Origin of the sequence: Paenibacillus psychroresistens, assembly GCF_009728935.1 — a bacterium.
In the GTDB taxonomy this organism is placed as follows: Bacteria; Bacillota; Bacilli; order Paenibacillales; family NBRC-103111; genus Paenibacillus_AC; species Paenibacillus_AC psychroresistens.
Genome location: NZ_CP034235.1, coordinates 5,852,918 through 5,872,561, shown reverse-complemented (window position 1 = coordinate 5,872,561; position 19,644 = coordinate 5,852,918). Strand labels below are relative to the sequence as shown.

18 protein-coding genes are annotated in these 19,644 nt (G+C 43.6%); 16 read left to right on the top strand and 2 right to left on the bottom strand.

Going from position 1 to position 19,644, the window contains the following annotated elements; translation table 11 throughout:
- The first annotated feature begins 1 nt into the window (after position 1).
- From EHS13_RS26795 to EHS13_RS26785, 3 genes are read left to right on the top strand one after another with little or no spacing between them, the layout of a single operon-like run.
- Positions 2-643: a YigZ family protein gene (locus EHS13_RS26795; protein ID WP_155703323.1), complete on the top strand. Its 642-nt coding sequence runs from the start codon at positions 2-4 to the stop codon at positions 641-643.
- A 5-nt stretch (positions 644-648) separates the two neighbouring features.
- Complete coding sequence (locus EHS13_RS26790) at positions 649-879, top strand: DUF1128 domain-containing protein (RefSeq protein WP_155703322.1); 231 nt, start codon at positions 649-651, stop codon at positions 877-879.
- A gap of 27 nt (positions 880-906) precedes the next feature.
- A complete protein-coding gene (locus EHS13_RS26785) occupies positions 907-1,098 on the top strand; it encodes a YjfB family protein (RefSeq protein WP_162463269.1) in 192 nt (63 codons plus the stop codon).
- Between the two features lie 6 nt (positions 1,099-1,104).
- On the opposite strand, the gene EHS13_RS26780 is transcribed toward EHS13_RS26785, so the two are convergent.
- Positions 1,105-1,974 carry an RluA family pseudouridine synthase gene (locus tag EHS13_RS26780; protein ID WP_155703320.1) on the bottom strand — a complete coding sequence of 290 codons (870 nt, stop codon included), beginning with the start codon at positions 1,972-1,974 and terminating at the stop codon, positions 1,105-1,107.
- A gap of 146 nt (positions 1,975-2,120) precedes the next feature.
- On the opposite strand from EHS13_RS26780, the gene EHS13_RS26775 reads away from it, so the two are divergent.
- Genes EHS13_RS26775 through EHS13_RS26765 form a run of 3 tightly spaced genes read left to right on the top strand, consistent with a single transcriptional unit; the run spans position 2,121 to position 6,235 of the window.
- The gene (locus EHS13_RS26775; protein ID WP_155703319.1) at positions 2,121-2,699 is read left to right on the top strand and encodes a nitroreductase family protein; all 579 of its coding nucleotides are present in this window, start codon (positions 2,121-2,123) and stop codon (positions 2,697-2,699) included.
- A gap of 27 nt (positions 2,700-2,726) precedes the next feature.
- Entirely contained in the window at positions 2,727-4,481 is a 1,755-nt protein-coding gene (locus tag EHS13_RS26770) for an ABC transporter ATP-binding protein (RefSeq protein WP_227013529.1), read from the top strand.
- On the top strand, positions 4,478-6,235 hold the full coding sequence (locus tag EHS13_RS26765; protein ID WP_155703318.1) for an ABC transporter ATP-binding protein: 1,758 nt from the start codon (positions 4,478-4,480) through the stop codon (positions 6,233-6,235). The genes EHS13_RS26770 and EHS13_RS26765 overlap by 4 nt, the downstream gene beginning before the upstream one ends.
- A 335-nt stretch (positions 6,236-6,570) precedes the next feature.
- On the opposite strand, the gene EHS13_RS36935 is transcribed toward EHS13_RS26765, so the two are convergent.
- Positions 6,571-6,783 (bottom strand): hypothetical protein, encoded by a 213-nt coding sequence (locus tag EHS13_RS36935; protein WP_155703317.1) that lies wholly within the window; start codon positions 6,781-6,783, stop codon positions 6,571-6,573.
- Positions 6,784-7,227: 444 nt separating this feature from the next.
- Between EHS13_RS36935 and iolD the strand changes: the two genes are divergently transcribed.
- From iolD to EHS13_RS26710, 10 genes are all read left to right on the top strand, one after another.
- Complete coding sequence (gene iolD, locus EHS13_RS26755) at positions 7,228-9,090, top strand: 3D-(3,5/4)-trihydroxycyclohexane-1,2-dione acylhydrolase (decyclizing) (RefSeq protein WP_155703316.1); 1,863 nt, start codon at positions 7,228-7,230, stop codon at positions 9,088-9,090.
- A gap of 17 nt (positions 9,091-9,107) precedes the next feature.
- Complete coding sequence (iolE, locus tag EHS13_RS26750) at positions 9,108-10,010, top strand: myo-inosose-2 dehydratase (RefSeq protein ID WP_155703315.1); 903 nt, start codon at positions 9,108-9,110, stop codon at positions 10,008-10,010.
- Between the two features lie 5 nt (positions 10,011-10,015).
- On the top strand, positions 10,016-11,023 hold the full coding sequence (iolC, locus tag EHS13_RS26745) for a 5-dehydro-2-deoxygluconokinase (RefSeq protein ID WP_155703314.1): 1,008 nt from the start codon (positions 10,016-10,018) through the stop codon (positions 11,021-11,023).
- Positions 11,024-11,050: 27 nt separating this feature from the next.
- On the top strand, positions 11,051-12,505 hold the full coding sequence (locus EHS13_RS26740) for a CoA-acylating methylmalonate-semialdehyde dehydrogenase (RefSeq protein ID WP_155703313.1): 1,455 nt from the start codon (positions 11,051-11,053) through the stop codon (positions 12,503-12,505).
- Between the two features lie 15 nt (positions 12,506-12,520).
- Positions 12,521-13,381, top strand: coding sequence for a class II fructose-1,6-bisphosphate aldolase (gene fba / locus EHS13_RS26735; RefSeq protein WP_155703312.1), 861 nt, complete (start codon positions 12,521-12,523; stop codon positions 13,379-13,381).
- 14 nt (positions 13,382-13,395) lie between these two features.
- Entirely contained in the window at positions 13,396-14,427 is a 1,032-nt protein-coding gene (gene iolG, locus EHS13_RS26730) for an inositol 2-dehydrogenase (protein ID WP_155703311.1), read from the top strand.
- Between the two features lie 4 nt (positions 14,428-14,431).
- Positions 14,432-15,250, top strand: a complete 819-nt coding sequence (gene iolB / locus EHS13_RS26725) for a 5-deoxy-glucuronate isomerase (RefSeq protein WP_155703310.1) — start codon at positions 14,432-14,434, stop codon at positions 15,248-15,250.
- Between the two features lie 113 nt (positions 15,251-15,363).
- Positions 15,364-16,380, top strand: a complete 1,017-nt coding sequence (locus tag EHS13_RS26720; RefSeq protein WP_155703309.1) for a LacI family DNA-binding transcriptional regulator — start codon at positions 15,364-15,366, stop codon at positions 16,378-16,380.
- 18 nt (positions 16,381-16,398) lie between these two features.
- Positions 16,399-18,186 carry a sensor histidine kinase gene (locus EHS13_RS26715; protein WP_155703308.1) on the top strand — a complete coding sequence of 596 codons (1,788 nt, stop codon included), beginning with the start codon at positions 16,399-16,401 and terminating at the stop codon, positions 18,184-18,186.
- Positions 18,179-19,594 carry a response regulator gene (locus tag EHS13_RS26710; RefSeq protein WP_155703307.1) on the top strand — a complete coding sequence of 472 codons (1,416 nt, stop codon included), beginning with the start codon at positions 18,179-18,181 and terminating at the stop codon, positions 19,592-19,594. The genes EHS13_RS26715 and EHS13_RS26710 overlap by 8 nt, the downstream gene beginning before the upstream one ends.
- Positions 19,595-19,644 lie beyond the last annotated feature (50 nt).

Sequence of the window (19,644 nt, the reverse complement as noted above, 5' to 3'; positions counted from 1 at the left end):
GATGCTGGCTGAATTTAAAACCGTTCAGCAGTATGGCAGCACTGAAATTGTCATCAGACGTTCAAGATTTATTGGGCATGCCATATCTATTGCTTCCGAGCAAGAAGCAATTGCCTTTATTGAGCGGATTAAAAAAGAAAATAGTACAGCCACTCATAATTGTTCAGCTTATATTTTCGGTGAAAGTGATGAGTTTCAGAAGCAGTCGGATGATGGTGAGCCAAGCGGTACAGCAGGCAAGCCAATTCTAGAAGTAATCAAGCATCAAGGATTGAAGAATATAGCTGTAGTGGTTACTCGATATTTTGGTGGAATCATGTTAGGTGCGGGTGGTTTAATTCGTGCTTATACGGATGGAGCGGTAGCGGGAATTGATGCTGCTTGCCCCATTCGGCAGGTTTTACATCAAGAGGTTTGGGTACATATCGATTATACCTGGCTTGGTAAAATCGAGAATGAGCTGCGAAATCGGCAAATCCTTATGGGTGAGACCCAATTTACCGATAAAGTAATTGTAAGCTGTTTACCGTTCTATACAGATAAGGATACTTTTGTTGCGTGGATGACCGATTTAACGCAGGGTCAAGCGTTGATTGATCTAGGCGATGCTCTCTACAAGGAGCACCCCATAACGAAAGGGTGAGCAGAATGGATTTAACAGAAAATACGCTTGAAAATGCGGACTATATTATCGATGCTATCAAAACTAAGCTGCGTATGGCTTCAGGAGCAGCGCTTTCAGCTAAGCAGTTTGATCTTGAAATGTATGAGGATTTAAAGGACATTTACGATTTGGTCAAAAGTAAGCCTTATTTTAGCGTAAGTGAAATGGATGCCATAGTATTAGAATTAGGCAGATTGCGTAAAGTGACTATCTAAATTACAACATGATTGGAGATGCTGAAGATGGAAGTGAGCAACAGTGTGTATGCTGCTGCAAGTGGTTCGGATGCGTTACAAGCTGCAGTAGGAATGAAGCTATTAAGTAACGTGAAGGATATTCAGACGGCACAGGCTGCAACCTTGCTGCAAGACTTTGCTAACTCGCAGCCGGCACCACATCCTCATTTGGGGAAAAGCCTCGATATCCGTGGATAAGAATTCTTAAAACATACGTGTGAATTTTTCAGGAGTCTTACTTTCAAAATGCATTTCTTTCCCAGTTCCTGGATGAGTAAATGCAAGTATACTGGCATGTAAACCGAGTCGTCCGAGTGTGTTGCGGGCGGCTCCATATTTTTTATCGCCCATTACAGGATGGCCAATATCCTCCATGTGGACACGAATCTGATTCTTACGACCCGTTTCCAAGCGAAGCTCAAGCAAGGAGCAGTTGGATGATGTTTTTAAGGTTTTATAGCGAGTGATCGCTTCCTGACCACCATTAGGTGTAGGGCTTGAATAGACTTTGAAGGTTTTACTCTCCGTTAACCACGATTTAATCATACCTTCGGGTTTACGGACCTTGCCTTCAACAACGGCAATATATACGCGGTCTGACACCGTTTCCTGCCAGGTGCTTTGCAGCTTTTCTTTAATTTCCTCTGTTTTGGCAAACATCATAACCCCAGAAGTATCGCGGTCTAACCGATGAACGACGAATATACGGTTTTTAGCATCTTTGCGTTTCACATGATCTGTCAGCTGACGGTAAGCGGTTTGTTCCTTTTCTTCCTCTGTTGCTACGGATAGTAGACCAGCTTGTTTTTCGATAATAATTAGGTCTGCATCTTCATAAATAATGGAGAGTCCAATCATGGGCGGAGCTTCTTCAACGCGTGTCCATTCAATTACGATCTCTTGGCCTTGCTTCAGAGGATGATTAAACTGCGTAATGGCCTTACCGTCGATGGAAATTTGTTTATGGGAAAGCAAGGCTTTGATTGCATTGCGTCCTTTTTCAGGGAATTCGGCGATCAGCCATTTCATTAACTCATTAGGTTCATTCACCGTAAATCGGGTTTGTTTGCTCATGGTAGTTCCTTTCGCTTGCTGTTTGTAATAAACATTAATCATACTATAAATTAGGCTTTAAATAAATTATCAAATGATTTTTTCTCTAGTTAAGGGCAATCTGTTATAATTTTAGAACAAATTGGTTTAAAACGGAGGCAATAATAATGAACTTAGAAGAAGCTATTCGTGGAAGAAGAAGTATTGGAATGGTTAAACCCGATGAGGTTGATCAAGCTCTAATTGAGAAGCTGCTAGAAGCGGCTGTCTATGCACCTAACCATCACATGACGGAGCCTTGGCGTTTTTATGTATTACAAGGGAATGGTCGAGCTATTTTGGGGCATGCTTATGCGGATATTGCGGGTGAGTTTTTAGATGAGCCATTTAGTGAAGTTAATATAGAGGCACTAAAAAAACATTATAATAAAGCATTTCGTGCACCAGTAATTATTGTTGCTGTCAGTGAAGCTACTGATTCACCTAAAGTCGATCGCCGTGAGGAAATTGCGGCTGTTCATGCTGCAGTGCAGAATTTGCTGCTGCAAGCGCATGCGTTGGGATTAGGAGCTGTTTGGCGGACTGGCGCTCCAGCTTATCATCCTTTTATGAAAAATGCGTTTAAGCTGAAAGACGAGCATGATATTGTAGGATTTATTTATGTAGGTCACCCAGTTCAATTGCCTACAGTCCGGACACCGGCTTCTTTTGCATCCAAAACGGTTTGGCTAAATGAAGAAGATTGAGTGAGTTGAAAGCTGGAGGGGCATGTTTTGAATACAACTAAAATTCCGATACGCCAATATACGCAATTGCTGCAAAACTATTTAAAGCCGCAGCGTAAAAGTATTGTCTGGTTAGTAGTATTGCTGTTGGCAGGAATTGCTATGCAGCTAATAAATCCGCAGATTATTCGTTATTTTCTGGACAGCGCTAAGACAGGGGAAGAAACCCGCTCTTTATGGATTGCCGCGGGTTTATTCATTGGCGTCACTTTACTGCAGCAAATTATTACTATTATCGCTACATACATCAGTGAAAATGTCGGCTGGATTGCTACTAATAAGCTGCGCGGCGATGTAGCTGAACATTGTATGAAGCTGGATATGTCATTTCATAAGTCGCATACGGCAGGCAGTATTATTGAACGGGTGGATGGAGATATCAACAATTTGGCCAATTTCTTTGCCAACTTTGCTGTAAGCTTACTCAGCAACATGGTGCTGATGTTCGGGATAATTGTCCTGCTCTTTTTTGAGGGCTGGCTCATTGGAACGGGCATGCTGCTTTTTACGATTTTTGCGATTTGGATGATCCAATACATACGTAAGTTTTCGGCTCCTTATTGGGTGAAAATGCGACAGATGAGCACTAAGTTTTATGGCTTTCTCGGAGAGCACTTGGAGGGTACGGAAGATACTCGGGCTAATGGGGCAACTAACTATGTCATGCATCGTTTCTATATACTGATGAGGGAATGGTTCCCGATTCGGATGAGGGCTTTTTTGGGGTTTGCCACGATGTGGAATACGACGCTGATCGTATTTGCCATTGGTAATGGTGTTGCTTTTGCGATTAGTGCGATTTTATGGAAAAATGGCACGATAACATTAGGTACGGTTTATATGATTTTCTATTATACCGAGCTGATGGTAAAGCCTATTGAAAAAATCCGCACGCAAATGGAAGATTTACAGAAAGCGGATGCGAGTATTACTCGTGTGCGGGAGCTGCTGCAAACCGAGTCTCGGATCAAGGATGGTCCAGGTATTGTGTTGTCGGATGGTGCATTGTCAGTCAGAGTAGACGGAGTTAGCTTTGGCTATGAAGAGAACGGCGACACCCTGGAGGAAATTAGCTTCCATTTGGAACGTGGAAAAGCGCTTGGATTGCTTGGAGCTACTGGTAGTGGTAAAACGACTTTAGCACACTTATTGCTGCGTTTCTATGATCCGCAAAATGGTGGGGTTTATCTGGATGGGGTTGATATTCGCCAGCTGACGCTGCATCAATTGCGGAGCAAGGTTGGTTTAGTGACCCAAAATATTGAGATTTTTCAAGGCAGTGTCCGTGACAATGTCACGATGTATGATGCTGAGGTATCGGATGAAAGAATTGTAGCAGTGATTGAGCAGCTTGGGCTCCTCCATTGGTTCCATTCCTTGCCGCTTGGGTTAGATACTCAGCTTGAATCTGGTGGTGGCGGGCTATCAGCAGGTGAAGCACAGCTGTTGTCCTTTGCGCGTGTCTTTCTAATGAATCCAGTGTTGGTCATCCTTGACGAAGCTTCTTCGCGTCTAGATCCAGCAACAGAGCATCATATTGAACAGGCAATTAGCCGCATGCTGCAAGGACGAACCTGTATCATTATTGCCCATCGCTTAACCACGATAGCTCGTGTGGACAAGGTGTTAGTTTTAGATCAAGGCCGCATCATCGAGTTCGGCAATCGGGGGGAGCTGGCTCTAGATACAAGCTCACGCTTTAATCGGATGCTGAATGTGGGAATGGAGGAAATCAGTCAATGACCTTTCGTTTATTCTGGCGACTATTTCGCTTTCGTCCCTGGTTGTATACGCTCAATGCTATAATGTGGACTTTAATTACTTTGGCACCGATATTAGGGGGGATGGTGACGAAGCTATTCTTCGATACACTGTCAGGGAACTCATCCTATAAATTTGGAATCACAGCAATAGTTGCTTTATTGCTCGCTGCTACTCTAGCACGGGTAATATTAATTTTCATAGGATTTATCACGGATGTTCACTTTCGTTTTCGGATTGCATCCTTAATGCGTCGTAATATGCTGCATCATATTCTTATGGAACCCGGAGCGCGTGCCATTCCTTGCTCACCGGGCGAGGCAATCAGTCATTTCCGCGATGATGTCGAGCATATAGAAGAAACGATCAGCTGGTCGGTTGACGCTTTTGCGATGACAATTTTTGCAGGGGTTTCTTTTACTATTCTTTATAAAATAAACCCGCAAATGACGCTTTGGGTTTTTCTGCCGCTTGTGATTGTCGTTTCTATAGCTCAATTATCAACTAGCTGGCTTCAGAAATATCGCTCGGCCAGCCGCGAAGCAACCACTCAAGTAACGGGTGCGATCGGCGAAATGTTCGGCAATGTGCAATCCATCCAGGTAGCGGGAGCCGAGGAGCGAGTCATTGATCGTTTCCGTAAGCTGAACGACACTCGCCGCCACGCAGAGATTAAAGACAAATTATTCTCGCAAATCCTAGATTCTATTTTCTCGAATGCTGTTAATCTTGGAACAGGCATGATTTTGCTGCTTGGTGCGGAAGCTATGCGCAATGGCAGCTTTACAGTTGGTGATTTTGCCCTGTTCGTTTATTATCTAACGTTCGTCACTCAGTTCATTCAGAATTTCGGTAAATTCATCACCTTATATAAACAAAGCACTGTAACTCAAGAACGGCTGAGCAAGCTGATACAAGGTGCGGATCCAAATCTGATTACAGAGCCGCAAGAGTTATATCTTAGGAGCTTACCGCCAGAGCCGGAAAATATGATGAAGCTGCCTGAGGATGAGCTTCAGCTCTTGGAGGCGCGTGGCTTATCATATCGTTATCCCGAAAGTGGACGGGGGATCGAGGATGTTACACTGCGGATTCCTAAGCATTCGTTTACCGTTGTTACTGGCAGGATTGGATCAGGCAAAACGACCCTGGTGCGCGCTTTGCTAGGGTTGCTGCCGCTGGATCGCGGCAATATTAGTTGGAACGGAGAGGCGGTGAGCGCACCGGGCGACTTTTTTGTTCCGCCGCGAAGCGCATATACGCCGCAGGTACCGCGGCTTTATAGTGATACGCTGCGGCAGAATATTTTGCTTGGCCTGCCGCAGGCAGATGCTCCTCTTGCGGAGGCGATTCACTCCGCCGTGCTGGGCACGGACATCGCACGCTTGCATGACGGTCTGGAGACCGTCATTGGTCCGCGCGGTGTCAAGCTCTCAGGCGGGCAAGCGCAGCGTGCAGCGGCCGCCCGCATGTTCGTCCGCGAAGCGGAGCTGCTCATCTTCGACGATCTCTCGAGCGCGCTCGACGTCGAAACGGAGCGGCAGCTCTGGGAGCGGATGTTTGCGCAGCGACAGGCAACCTGCCTGGTGATTTCGCACCGCAAAACGGCGCTTAGTCATGCCGACCACATCATCGTCCTCAAGGATGGACGAGTGGAAGCGGAAGGGACCCTGGAGCACCTCTTGAAAACGAGTGAAGAGATGCGTCTGCTCTGGGATCAGGAATTGGAGAAGTAGAGTCATTGTAACCGTTAGTTTAGCTCGACTCAATCAAGCGTATCGCAGCCGAACTTAGCGATCGCAGAGTCGCAAGCTACTCGATACGCTGAAAAACCATCTAACAGCAGGTTACTCCAACAAACTAAGTCACCATGCGCTGATATACAGCGTATCGCAGCCGAACTTAGCGATCGCAGAGCCGGAAAATTCTCGATACGCTGAAAAACCATCTAACAGCAGGTTACTCCAATAAACTAAGTCACCATGCGCTGAAATACAGCGGATCGCAGCTGAACTCAGCGATCACAGAACTGGAAGCTACTCGATACGCTGAAAAACCATCTAACAGCAGATTACTCCAACAAACTATACCACCATGCACTGAAATCCAGCGTATCGCAGCCGAACTTAGCGATCGCAGAGCCGGAAGCTATTCGATACGCTGAAAAACCATCTAACAGCAGGTTACTCCAATAAACTAAGTCACCATGCGCTGAAATACAGCGTATCGCAGCTGGGCATAGCGATCGCAGAGCCGGAAGATGCTCGATACGCTGAAAAACCATCTAACGATGAATTATTGCAAAGAGTTATTTTTTATCTAGGGTATGCGCTTAACCAAAAATAATTAAACTATTGATTATTTTTGAATCAAGATGCATAATAAAGTGAGGTTAAGCGCTTACCCTTACTTGTACGCATTTAATCCATATTGCACTAATTTCTCAAAATATGAGATAAACCTATATCGAGGTCTTTCGAAGATGCGCGACCGCGTTTATAGGTAGGTTTATTCGCCAATCAGAAAGTACCGTCCGCTTTTGCGCTTTGACGTAGTTAAACTTTCCGATGTGGTAAGAAAGTATAAGTTTCCCATTATACAAATCTTATATTTCCGGACAAACGTACCGTCTTCTTGCAATGCTAACGAGTAACAATATTTGTTGCTCGTTAGCATTGCAAGAAGACGTAGTCGTTTATCCTTGTAAATAATTTTAGGAGGACAGAGCATGCAAAAGATAAGACTAACAACCGCGCAAGCTTTATTGCGTTTTTTGGACAATCAATATGTAAGTGTTGACGGAGAAGAAACGAAATTTGTTAAAGGCGTGATGGGGATTTTTGGTCATGGTAATGTGACGGGCCTTGGCGAGGCTTTAGAATATAGCGCTGGAGATTTAACATTCATTCAAGGCAAGAATGAGCAAGGCATGGTTCACGCCGCTGCCGCATACGCCAAACAGAAAAATCGCAAACAGATCTATGCTTGTACAACATCAATCGGGCCTGGGGCATTGAATATGGTGACTGCAGCCGCTACGGCAACCGTTAATCACATTCCTGTTTTATTGCTGCCAGGAGATAATTTTGCTTGTAGACAGCCTGATCCCGTGCTTCAACAATTAGAAATTAAACATGACTATACCGTTTCCGCAACGGATGCTTTTAAGTCTGTGAGTAAGTTTTGGGATCGCATTGAGCGTCCGGAGCAGCTGATGAGCTCATTGCTGCAAGCGATGAGAGTGCTAACAGATCCAGCAGAAGCAGGAGCAGTTACACTCGCTCTTCCACAAGACGTGCAAGCAGAAGCCTATGATTATCCAGCAGCTTTCTTTGAGAAAAGAGTTCATTATATCGAAAGAAGACCGGCATCCTCTGAAGCTATACAAAGAGCGATCGCGCTCATCCTCGCAAAGAAGAAACCTTTGCTAATCGTAGGAGGCGGCGTTCATTATTCAGGAGCTATCATCGAGCTTCTTGCATTCGCAGAAGCTTTTCAAATTCCGCTTGCAGAAACACAAGCAGGGAAAAGCGCAGTTGCTTGGAATCATCCCTTATACGTAGGCGCAATTGGTGTAACAGGTGCTTTAGCGGCTAATCGCATTGCCAAAGAAGCTGATTTAATTATTGGCGTCGGAACCCGCTATTCTGACTTTACGACAGCTTCTAAATCAGCTTTCCAACATACAGATGTTCAGTTTTTAAACATAAATGTAAATGGTTTTGATGCGATTAAATTAAATGGGGTCTCCGTAGTAGCGGACGCCAAAGAAGCACTAGTTGCACTTCAAACCGCACTTACAAAAACCAACTATCAATCCGCTTACGAAGCTGCTCAAATCAGCGAGCTCAAAGCTGTATGGGACCAAGAAGTAGATCGATTATACGGTATGGAATTAGCTGATGGATTATCCCAAACTCGAGTGCTTGGTGAAATTAACAGGTTCCTAAGTCCACGGGATGTAGTTGTTTGTGCGGCAGGAAGCTTGCCAGGTGACTTACACCGATTATGGCGGAGCTCAGAGCCGAGAACTTATCATATGGAGTATGGATTTTCTTGTATGGGCTATGAGGTTAGTGGAGCATTTGGAGCTGCTTTAGCTGAACCTGATCGCGACGTTTACACTGTTGTAGGGGACGGCAGTTATTTGCTGCTACATTCGGAATTGCTTACTAGTCTGCAGGAGCGGACTAAAATTACCGTGCTGCTATTTGATAACCATGGTTTCCAATGCATACATAATTTGCAGCGTGGTCATGGTAGTCAGGGCTTTGGCAATGAGTTTCGCTATCGTTCAGAGGAAACAGGAAGATTATCAGATGGCTATATGCCAATCGATTTTGCAGCACATGCTCGCAGTCTTGGGGCAAAAGCTTATACCGCTACATCAGTCAGCGAGCTGCAGGAAGCATTAAAGCAAGCTAAGGAAGAAACAATTTCTACATTGATTCATATCCCCGTGATTCCCGGAACGAACTCAGACGGCTACGATTCATGGTGGAGAGTAGGGGTACCTGAGGTATCGAACAGCGAGGATGTACTCAAAGCTCATAACAAAATGGATGATGAAATTAAAGCCATAAAACTATAAACAAAGGAGGCAAGCAGGTGAGCAAATTACCGTTTAAATTAGGGATTCATCCGATTAATTGGGTCGGTGAAGATGTGAAAGAGCACGGGGATACCTGTACTTTTGAGCAGATTATGAACGAAATAGAAGCTTTGGGCTTGAAAGGCACGGAGATGGGGCGCAAATATCCAACCGATATTAACCTCCTCAAAAAGGAGCTTGCTGCAAGGGATATTCAACTAGTATCGCAGTGGAAATCGGTATTTTTCTCAGAGCCGTCACGGCGTGAAGCTGAATTAGAAGCTTATCGAGAGCATGTACTCTTTCTAAAAGAAATGGGAAGCAATGTTATCAGTACAGCGGAAATTGGCGGTTCTTTACATTGGGATCCTAGAAGATCAGCAAATGAAACGGAAGTAGCGAGATTGGATGAGGCTGGCTGGTTGAGCTTAGCAGAAGGCTTGAATCAAGCAGGTGCAATAGCCAAAGAGCATGGGCTAAAGCTGACTTATCATCATCATGGCGGGACCGTTGTAGAACGACCTGAAGAGATTGATCGTCTGATGGAGCTAACAGATCCTAGTCTGGTCTATCTGCTTTTTGACACAGGGCATGCTTACTATGGTGGAAGCGATCCTCTGACCGTACTTAAGAAACATTACGATCGTATTGCTTACGTTCATCTTAAGGACATCCGCCAAGAGGTACTGGATGAGGCGAGAGCAGAAGGTGTGGATTTTGCAACCTGCATTCGTAAAGGGGTTTTTACTGTACCGGGTGACGGCTGCCTTGATTTTAAACCGATATTCAATGAGCTTATCCAGAAAGGATATTCCGGCTGGGCTTTATTAGAAGGTGAGCAGGATCCAGCATTACACCCCGCATACGACTATGCCAAACGCTCGCTAGCATTTATAGAAGATTTAATAAAGGAGGGATAACCCAGATGAATGCCCTTAAATTTAACGAAACAAAAAGCATGGATTTTATCGCAATTGGCAGATTGTGCATCGATCTAAATGCTAACGAAATCAATCGACCGATGGAAGAAACAATGACTTTTACTAAATATGTAGGTGGATCACCAGCTAATATTACGATTGGAATGGCACGAATGGGCATGAAAGCAGGCTTTATTGGTAAAGTGGCCAATGACCAAATGGGTCGTTTTATCGTGGATTATTTGCAGAAAAATCAAATAGATACGAGCAATGTGGTAACTGATCAAACGGGCGCGTTAACAGGTCTTGCCTTCACGGAGATCAAGAGTCCAACGGATTGCAGCATCCTGATGTATCGTGAAAATGCAGCGGATCTTAAGCTAGCACCCTCTGAGGTTTTGGAAGAATATGTAGCTCAGTCTAAGGTTGTATTAATCTCAGGAACGGCATTGGCACAAAGTCCTTCACGCGAAGCTGTATTCCTTACTCTGGATTATGCACGCAAGCATGGTGCAATCATTGTTTTTGATATTGATTATCGGCCCTATACATGGACGTCGCGTGAAGAAACCGCGGTTTACTACAACCTTGCAGCAGAGAAATGCGATGTGATTATTGGCACACGTGAAGAATTCGATATGATGGAACGTTTCGAAGGAAATGTAACTAATGATGGAGCTACCGCAGGCAAATGGTTTGATTATCAGGCGCAAATTGTTGTGATTAAGCATGGGAAGGATGGCTCCATTGCTTATACCAAGGATGGAGAAAGCCATAAAGGCGCGATTTTTCCTGCCAAGGTAATTAAGACGTTTGGTGCAGGAGATTCTTATGCAGCTGGGTTTCTATATGGATTAATGCAAGGCTGGGAAATCTCGGAAAGTATGGCATTTGGCGGTGCAGCAGCTTCTATCGTAATATCCAGCCATAGCTGTTCGGATGCAATGCCGACAGTAGATCAAGTCAAAACATACATCGACAGGTGCAACAATGGGGAAATCGTCAGCTCATAAGTAATAAACAATAAGGAGAATAAACCTATGTCTAATGAAATCATAGCTTTGAAAAATTTTATCAACGGTGTTTGGGTGGAATCCAGCTCGAGCAAAACGGAGCCTGTTTATAATCCAGCAACAGAGGAAATTTTGGCTTATGTACCGTTATCCTCACGGGAAGATCTCGATTCAGCGGTAGACGCTGCGGCAGAAGCTTTTAAAACATGGAGCAAAACTCCTGTCCCGCGCAGAGCACGCATTTTATTTAAATATCAGCAATTGCTGGTCGAGCATTGGGAAGAACTAGCTGCAATTGTTACAGAAGAGAACGGAAAAAGCTATCATGAGGCGCATGGTGAAGTGCTTCGCGGTATTGAATGCGTCGAGTTTGCAGCCGGAGCGCCAAGCTTGATGATGGGCAGACAATTGCCTGATATAGCAACTAATGTGGAGTCGGGGATGTACCGTTTTCCGATTGGCGTTGTCGGTGGAATTACACCGTTTAACTTTCCAATGATGGTGCCTTGCTGGATGTTCCCGTTAGCGATTGCTTGCGGCAATACATTTGTGCTTAAGCCATCGGAACGTACACCTTTGCTGGCGAATCGATTGGCAGAGCTATTCCAGTTAGCGGGCTTGCCTAATGGAGTGCTTAATCTGGTGCATGGTGCACATGATGTTGTGAATGGTTTATTGGAGCATCCTCAGGTTAAAGCAATATCTTTTGTCGGGTCCCAACCGGTAGCGGAATACGTTTATAAAACAGGCACCTCATTCGGCAAAAGAGTGCAAGCACTGGCGGGAGCGAAGAATCACTCGATAGTTATGCCGGATGCTGATTTGGATAATACGGTGCAACAAATCTTCAATGCTGCGTTTGGATCAGCAGGAGAGCGCTGCATGGCTTGTGCGGTTGTAGTTGCTGTAGGTGATATTGCCGATAAATTAGTAGCCAAATTAATCGAAGCAAGCGATCAGATTAAAATCGGCAATGGTATGGAGCCTGATATTTTCTTAGGTCCAGTCATTCGTGGTTCTCAAAAAGAAAGAGCGATTAAATATATTGAAATTGGTGAAAATGAAGGCGCGATACTGGTGCGTGATGGTCGCAAAGACGCGGCAGCTGCAGAAAAAGGTTATTTTATCGGACCATCGATTTTCGATCATGTGCAGGTTGGCATGAAAATTTGGGAGGATGAAATTTTTGCTCCTGTGTTATCGATTATTAGAGTTGCTAGCTTAAACGAAGCAATTGAGCTAACTAATCAATCTGAATTTGCTAATGGCGCTTGCCTATTTACTCAGGATGGCAGTAATGTACGTCAGTTCAGAGATCAAATCGATGCAGGCATGCTAGGGATTAATTTGGGAGTACCTGCACCGATGGCATTCTTCCCTTTCTCAGGCTGGAAAAATTCGTTTTATGGCGATTTGCATGCAAACGGAACGGATGGCGTTGAATTCTATACTAGAAAGAAAATGGTTACTGCACGCTGGTAATCACGAGGGAAACCGATGGCACTTGTACCGATGAAGTCGATGCTTCAGCAAGCCGTAAAAGGCAAATATGCAGTTGGTCAATTCAATCTTAATAATCTTGAGTTTACCCAAGCGATTCTGCTTGGAGCTCAAGAGGAGCAAGCCCCAGTTATTCTTGGACTGAGCGAAGCCTACATTCCTTATATGGGAGGGTTACCTTGTGTAGCAGCTATCGTCAAAGAGCTTATCCTGCATAATAAAATCAATGTGCCTGTTGCCCTTCATTTAGATCATGGATCATCCTTTGAGATCTGTATGCAAGCGATTCATGCTGGATTTACTTCTGTGATGATCGATGCATCGCATCATTCACTTGAAAAAAACATCGAGCTTACTCGAAAAGTAGTGGATGCGGCACATGCTCTTGGCGTATCTGTAGAGGCAGAGCTTGGTAGAATTAGCGGCCGCGAGGATGATTTGGTCGTGGATGAGCTGGAAGCCATGTATGCCTTAACTGCGGATTGTGTAAAGCTGGCGGAAGAAACGGGAGTTGATTGTTTAGCTCCAGCTCTCGGCTCTGTCCATGGACCTTACAAAGGCGAGCCGCATATCGGCTTTGCCCGCATGGAAGAAATCCAGCAGCTTACAGGGCTGCCGTTAGTGCTTCACGGTGGAAGCGGTTTGCCTGATGAAATTATTCGTAAGGCGATTTCACTCGGTACTGCCAAAATTAATGTAAATACAGACAATCAAATCGCTTTTACCAATATAGTCAGAAAGTCTTTAGCGGAAATGCCCAATGAATGGGATCCGCGTAGATATTTAGGGCCGGCAAGAGAAGCGGTTAAGCAATCGGTTCGCCAAAAAATTCGCCTATTCGGTTGTTCGGGAAAATGAAAGGGAGCATGCATATGAAAACAATCCAAGTAGGTATTATCGGAGCAGGCAGAATTGGCAAAATCCATGCAGATAATTTAATGAAATTAGCAAATGTTGAAGTTAAAAGCATTGCTGATTTGTTTGCGGACGAAGACTTGAATGATTGGGCCGCAGCAAGAGGTATTCTAAACGTCACAAAGAATAATTTAGAGGTTATTCAGGATCCCGAGATTGATGCCGTCTTTATTTGCTCGATCACTGATACACATGTGCCACTTATTATGGAGGCTGCTAAAGCTGGCAAGCATATTTTCTGCGAGAAACCAGTCAGTATGGATATTACACAAACGATGCAAGCAGTGGAAGCTGCTCGAATAAATGGAGTAAAGCTGCAAATTGGCTTTAATCGTCGGTTTGACCATAATTTCAAGCGGATTGAGTCAGGCGTTAAAGCTGGAGAAATTGGCAATCCGCATATCATCAAAATTACTTCACGGGATCCAAACCCGCCACCGGAGTCATATATTAAGAGCTCTGGGGGGATTTTTATGGACATGGCGATTCATGATTTTGATATGGCACGGTTTATTTGTGGAAGTGATGTGGAAGAGGTTTATGCACGGGGAGCTGTGCTGATTGATCCGATTTTCGGCAAGTACGAGGATGTGGATACCGCATTGATTACTTTAACCTTTGCCAATGGTGCGCTAGGTATTATTGATAATAGCAGACAAGCGGTTTATGGCTATGATCAGCGAGTTGAGGTATTTGGCTCCAAGGGCAATATGGCTGCAAATAATGATTATCCGAATACGGTTGAAATCAGTACAAAAGATAGTGTTTATCGCGATAAGCCACTTCACTTTTTCTTGGAACGTTATAACGCGGCCTATATGGAGGAAACGTCTTTATTCATTCAAGCGATTCGAGAGGATAACCAGGTAGCAGTTGATGGGAATGATGCTATACAAGCTGAGCTTATTGCTTTAGCTGCCAAGCTTTCGATTAAATTAGGCAAGCCAGTGAAGCTGAGTGAAGCTTTAGGCTTAGCTGAAGGAGGATAAATAGATGCCGGATTTAATCGTCTCAGGGCAGAAAATTCCCGATGAGCAAGGCAATATAATTACGATAACACCTGAATCAGCAGGCTGGAAGTATGTTGGTTTTCAAACCTATTCGCTTAAAGCGGGTCAAGAGCTTAAGCTTGCTACATTAGCTCGCGAAGTCTGCATTGTACTGCTTACAGGAATAGGAAATGTCACCACTACTAAAACGGAGTGGAAGCAAATTGGCCGCAGAATGAGTGTTTTTGAAAAGATCCCTCCCTATGCAGTCTATGTGCCTTCGGATGATTCTTTCACCATTCAAGCCTCAACGGATATGAACGTGGCTATTTGCTGGGCTCCAGGCAAGAAAACTTATGAAGCACGACTAATCACGCCGGAGCAAATGAGTGTGGAAACGCGTGGTTATGGGAATTTGGAACGACAAATTCATAATATTCTGCCGGATACTGAGCCTGCGGATAGCTTGTTGGTGGTTGAGGTTTTCACTCCAAATGGGCACTGGTCCAGTTATCCTCCACACAAGCATGATCGAGACCAGCTTCCAGAGGAGTCCCTTTTAGAAGAAACCTACTATTACCAAATCCAACCGGAGCAAGGCTTCGCGGTGCAACGTGTGTACACAGATGATGAATCGTTGAATGAAACCTTGATCGTAAAAAACGGAGATGCCGTGCTTGTCCCGAGAGGTTATCATCCCGTTTGCGCCCCACCTGGATATGACGTTTATTACTTGAATGTCATGGCAGGCCCTGAAAGAGTCTGGAAATTTCAGAATGACCCCAAGCATGCATGGCTGATGACACCGCCTAAAGAAGTATAAATCGTACAAAGAGTTGCAACATCAAACCGTCACAAGCATAATGAAGATGCAGGTGGCGGTCTTTGGATATTACCCTGCTGCAAGCGAATCTATAAAGCAGAAGAGGAAACGGAATGAAAGCAACCATATATGATATTGCCAAAGAAGCTGGCGTATCGATCGCAACTGTTTCAAAAGTAATCAATGGCAAGGGGAGAATTAGCGCAGATACAAGAAGTGCCGTATTTGCGATTATGGAGCGGTTTGATTTTCAACCCAGTGTGATTGCTTCCGCATTAACAGGCAAGAAAACATTTACGCTAGGCTTATTGGTGCCGGATGTTTCTAACCCCTTTTTCGCAGAAATTGCCCGGGCTATTGAGGATCAAGGGCATCAGCTTGGCTATAGCGTCGTGATGTGCAATACGGATAATAAAGATGAGAAGATTGAAAGATATATCTCCTTGCTGCTGCAAAAAAGTGTCGATGGGATTATTATTGCGACAGGGATTGAGAAGAAGGAAATTCTTGAACAGCTTTTGGTTAAGAATCTCCCGATTGTGCTTATTGCGAGAGAGATGCCTTTAGTCGCTGTAGAAACAGTTGTAGTTGATGATTATGCTGGCGGTTGCTTGGCGGCGGCTCATTTACTCGAGCTGGGTCACAAGGAAATTGCCATTCTCGCCGAAAGTCAGAAGGTTAGCAGCAGCCGTGAACGGATGCGGGGCTTTAGACAAACTATGGAGGATGCAGGAGTAGCCTTCAATGAAAAATGGTTGAAAATTTGTGATTATAAAGTAGAGGATGGCCGCATTAATACGTTGGACCTTTTAAGTGAAGATAGTCGACCTACAGCTATTTTCTGCTGTAATGATTTATTAGCTGTAGGCTCATTGCAAGCTGCCAAAGAATTGCAAATAAATATCCCATCTGACCTTTCGATTATCAGCTTCGATAACACGATACTTGCTTCAGTCACTAATCCAACTTTAACAACCATTGCACAACCTATGGAGCAGATGGGAAAACTGGCCGTGGATTTAATTGTCGAGCATATTAAAGGTGATAAAAAGGCTAAGCAAAGAACCGTATTCCGCCCAGAACTAGTGATTCGTGAATCTACTGCTTTACATACGACAATCCTTCAATAAGAGTAAGGATGATTAGTAATGGCATTCTTAAGAAAATTATCCATCCGTTCTCAGCTGTTAATTCTGGCGACTTCAACGATCATTGTCATTTTGATTATTATTTTTCATACGTATTCTACGATGTCTGGAATGATCACGCGCAGCCATGAGGAATATGTCAACCAGACGGTCTCTGAAATTAAGAAAAATGTTACTTCCAATAAAGATGTTATTTATAGATTAATGAGGGATGTTTCCTATAATGAAGATGTGCAAAGCTTCCTTGTTGAGAATGATGCTTTAACACGCTACGACTTATATAAAAAAATCAATAAATTGTTAACCAGTCAAAAAGAGTTAAAAGAAGGCATTATGGATATTGTTATTTCGAGCACTAGATCTTCGGGGATTGATATTAATGGTGGTAACAGCTATGTTTCTCCGATGAAACAGCTTATCCCGCCTAAGGTGAACGCTTATTATGTCGGTATCCAAACCTTCGGTAATCTTTATAATTCGCAAAATGGTTTGATTTTTGCTACTACTATCTCCTATCTTAAGCAAGGTGACCTGTTCAACACGGATATTGGCACGGTTTTCTTTATTATTAGTCCGAAAGCTCTTGTGGGCGAAGAAGAATATAACTCGAAACAAACCAGCACCCAAATTTATTTACTGGATCGCGATCTTAAAGTCATTACGAGTAACTCACAGGTGAAAATCGGCACACAACTGCCTGGTATTACTTTGAAGGATAGTTTAGCTGGAGACAGAATGATTGAGTGGAAGAAAAAGCAATATGTCATGCAGTCAGAGAGTTTGCCGGATATCAATGGAAGTATTCTCAGCATGGCACCCAAGGACGAGTTGCTGCGGGATTTATTAGATATCCGCAGGCAGGAGCTGATAATCCTAACTTTATGTCTGCTGGGTCTAGCGATTCCATTCATGTTTATTATTAATAATATTTTGCGTCCTTTGAAAAAACTGATTTTTTTCATGACGATTCTCAAACGTGGGGATTTGCTTAAGTTCAAACGAAGGATATCGCTGCAAGGGTATATGGAAATCAGTATCATGGCTTCTGAGCTTAACAGCATGCTCGATGAGATTGATCAATTGACCCAAAGCTTGCTCGAGACGAATACAAGGTTGTATAGTACAGAGCTGGAAAAGAAAAAGTCAGAGCTCGCCTTTCTCAGAAGCCAAATTAACCCGCATTTTTTATATAACACTCTTGAAGCAATAACAGGTATTGCCGTAGTTGAAGGTCAAACTCAAATTAAAACCATGACTCGCGCCTTGTCGAGCATTTTTCGCTACAGTATCAAAGGTGCTGGTGTAGTTTCACTCGACCACGAGGTTAAGATTATTGAATCCTACTTGCAAATCCAGCAAATCCGCTTTGCGGACCGGTTTTCAGTTCATTATGATTTCACCCAAGAAGCTTTAGCTTATATTGTACCTAAAATGTTCTTACAGCCGATTGTGGAGAATGCGATTTATCACGGGTTTGAACCCACATTGAAATTCGGAGAATTGTGGATAAAAGGATATGTCGATGTGCAAGGTACACTTATTGTTACCGTTGTAGATAATGGATTAGGGATAGTTGCTGATCGTCTTGAAGAAATTCGCACTAGTTTGTCTGCTCCACCTTCGGGAATATTGGAGGAAGTGGAACAGAAAAGTATTGGTCTTGTAAATGTAAATAATCGGATTAAATTGATGTTTGGCGAAGAATGCGGCATTCAGATTGAGAGCACCCTTGACAGTGGAACCCAAGTTCAATTGACCATTGCAGAAAAGAGGGGACAAGATGCATAAAGTACTAATTGTGGATGATGAAAGCTGGGTCGTCGAAAGCCTGAAGGATTTAGTCGATTGGAATAGTTATGGCTTCGAGGTAGTGGGTCAAGCCTATAATGGAGTCGATGCATTGGAAGCAATGCGGGTGCATCAGCCTGATGTCGTATTTACTGATATTCGGATGCCGGAAATGAACGGCTTGGAGCTGCTGCAGAGAGGGAAATCATTACCCTTCCCGATCCATTTTGTGGTGGTAAGCGGATATGCGGAGTTTGCTTATGCTCAGAAAGCGATATCTTACGGAGCTATTGCTTATTGCTTAAAGCCGTTTGATGAAATGGAAATATCCGGTATTCTCTTAAAATTAAACAAAACGCTCAACGCTGCAAAACCTTCATTAGATTCTTCTTTAATTCACTTATTGGAAGATCCGAATGCAGAGAATCAGCTTAAGCTGCAGGATGAATTGAAAAAGTATGATATTAAAGATTGGAACACAGCTGGGATCGTTGTGGTCGTTTCCGTTGGTTCTGAGTCGTTGCCAGATATATATGAACGCGTGATTAAACTCAAAATCGGTACTTCGAAAACCGCCTACCTCTTAAACAGCAGACAATCGGAAGCATTGCGTAGAAAATGGACAGATGAGCTTCCGATTGGAGTCATGGGAATAGGAGTTAGCGAGAAAATTACCGATCTTAAGGAAATCAAGATTGCCATTGCTAATGCTGATTTACTTGCGCATCAATTTTTTGTGACTAGAGAAACCGGTGCATATTATCCACAGGCTTTTAAATATAACGAATTGAATCAACAAATGATGGAAATGAGCCATGCGGTTCGAGATAGAGACAATAAAGCCGTTAACCGGATATTTGAGCATATTGAAGTATTATTTAAAGAGAAAGCATTAACCATTCAGCACGCTTTTCAGGTCTATAATATGACCGTATCCTTTCTGTTCAAGCTGGGACAAACCGAGAATATTCTCTACAGCTATGAGCAGCTGCTGCAATCATATAAGCATGTATTCGATATGCTTGATGAATTGAGGTCGCTGGCCAAACGTTATTTGCAAGCCTCCGATTCTCATTCCTTAGAAACCAAGAATCAAGCGTTCAATTCGATTCTGCAATTTGTTACTTTAAATTTTCGTGAGGATATTTCGCTGCAGAACTTATCCGATCAATTTTTTATGAACCCCAGCTATATTAGTCAGCTCTTCAAGAAAGAGGTAGGCGAAACCTTTACAGCCTATATTGCAAAGCTGCGGATTAATTATGCCTGTGAGTTATTGGATAAAGACGAAAGCTCGGTGCATGAAATCGCTGAGAAAATCGGTTATCATGATTATTTTTATTTCACGCGGCTGTTCAAGAAAATTACAGGTAAAACACCAAGCCAATACCGTAATGATGAGCATTAATGTAACTCTTTTTTAAATTCTAAGAATGTATAAGTTTTCACATATACGGC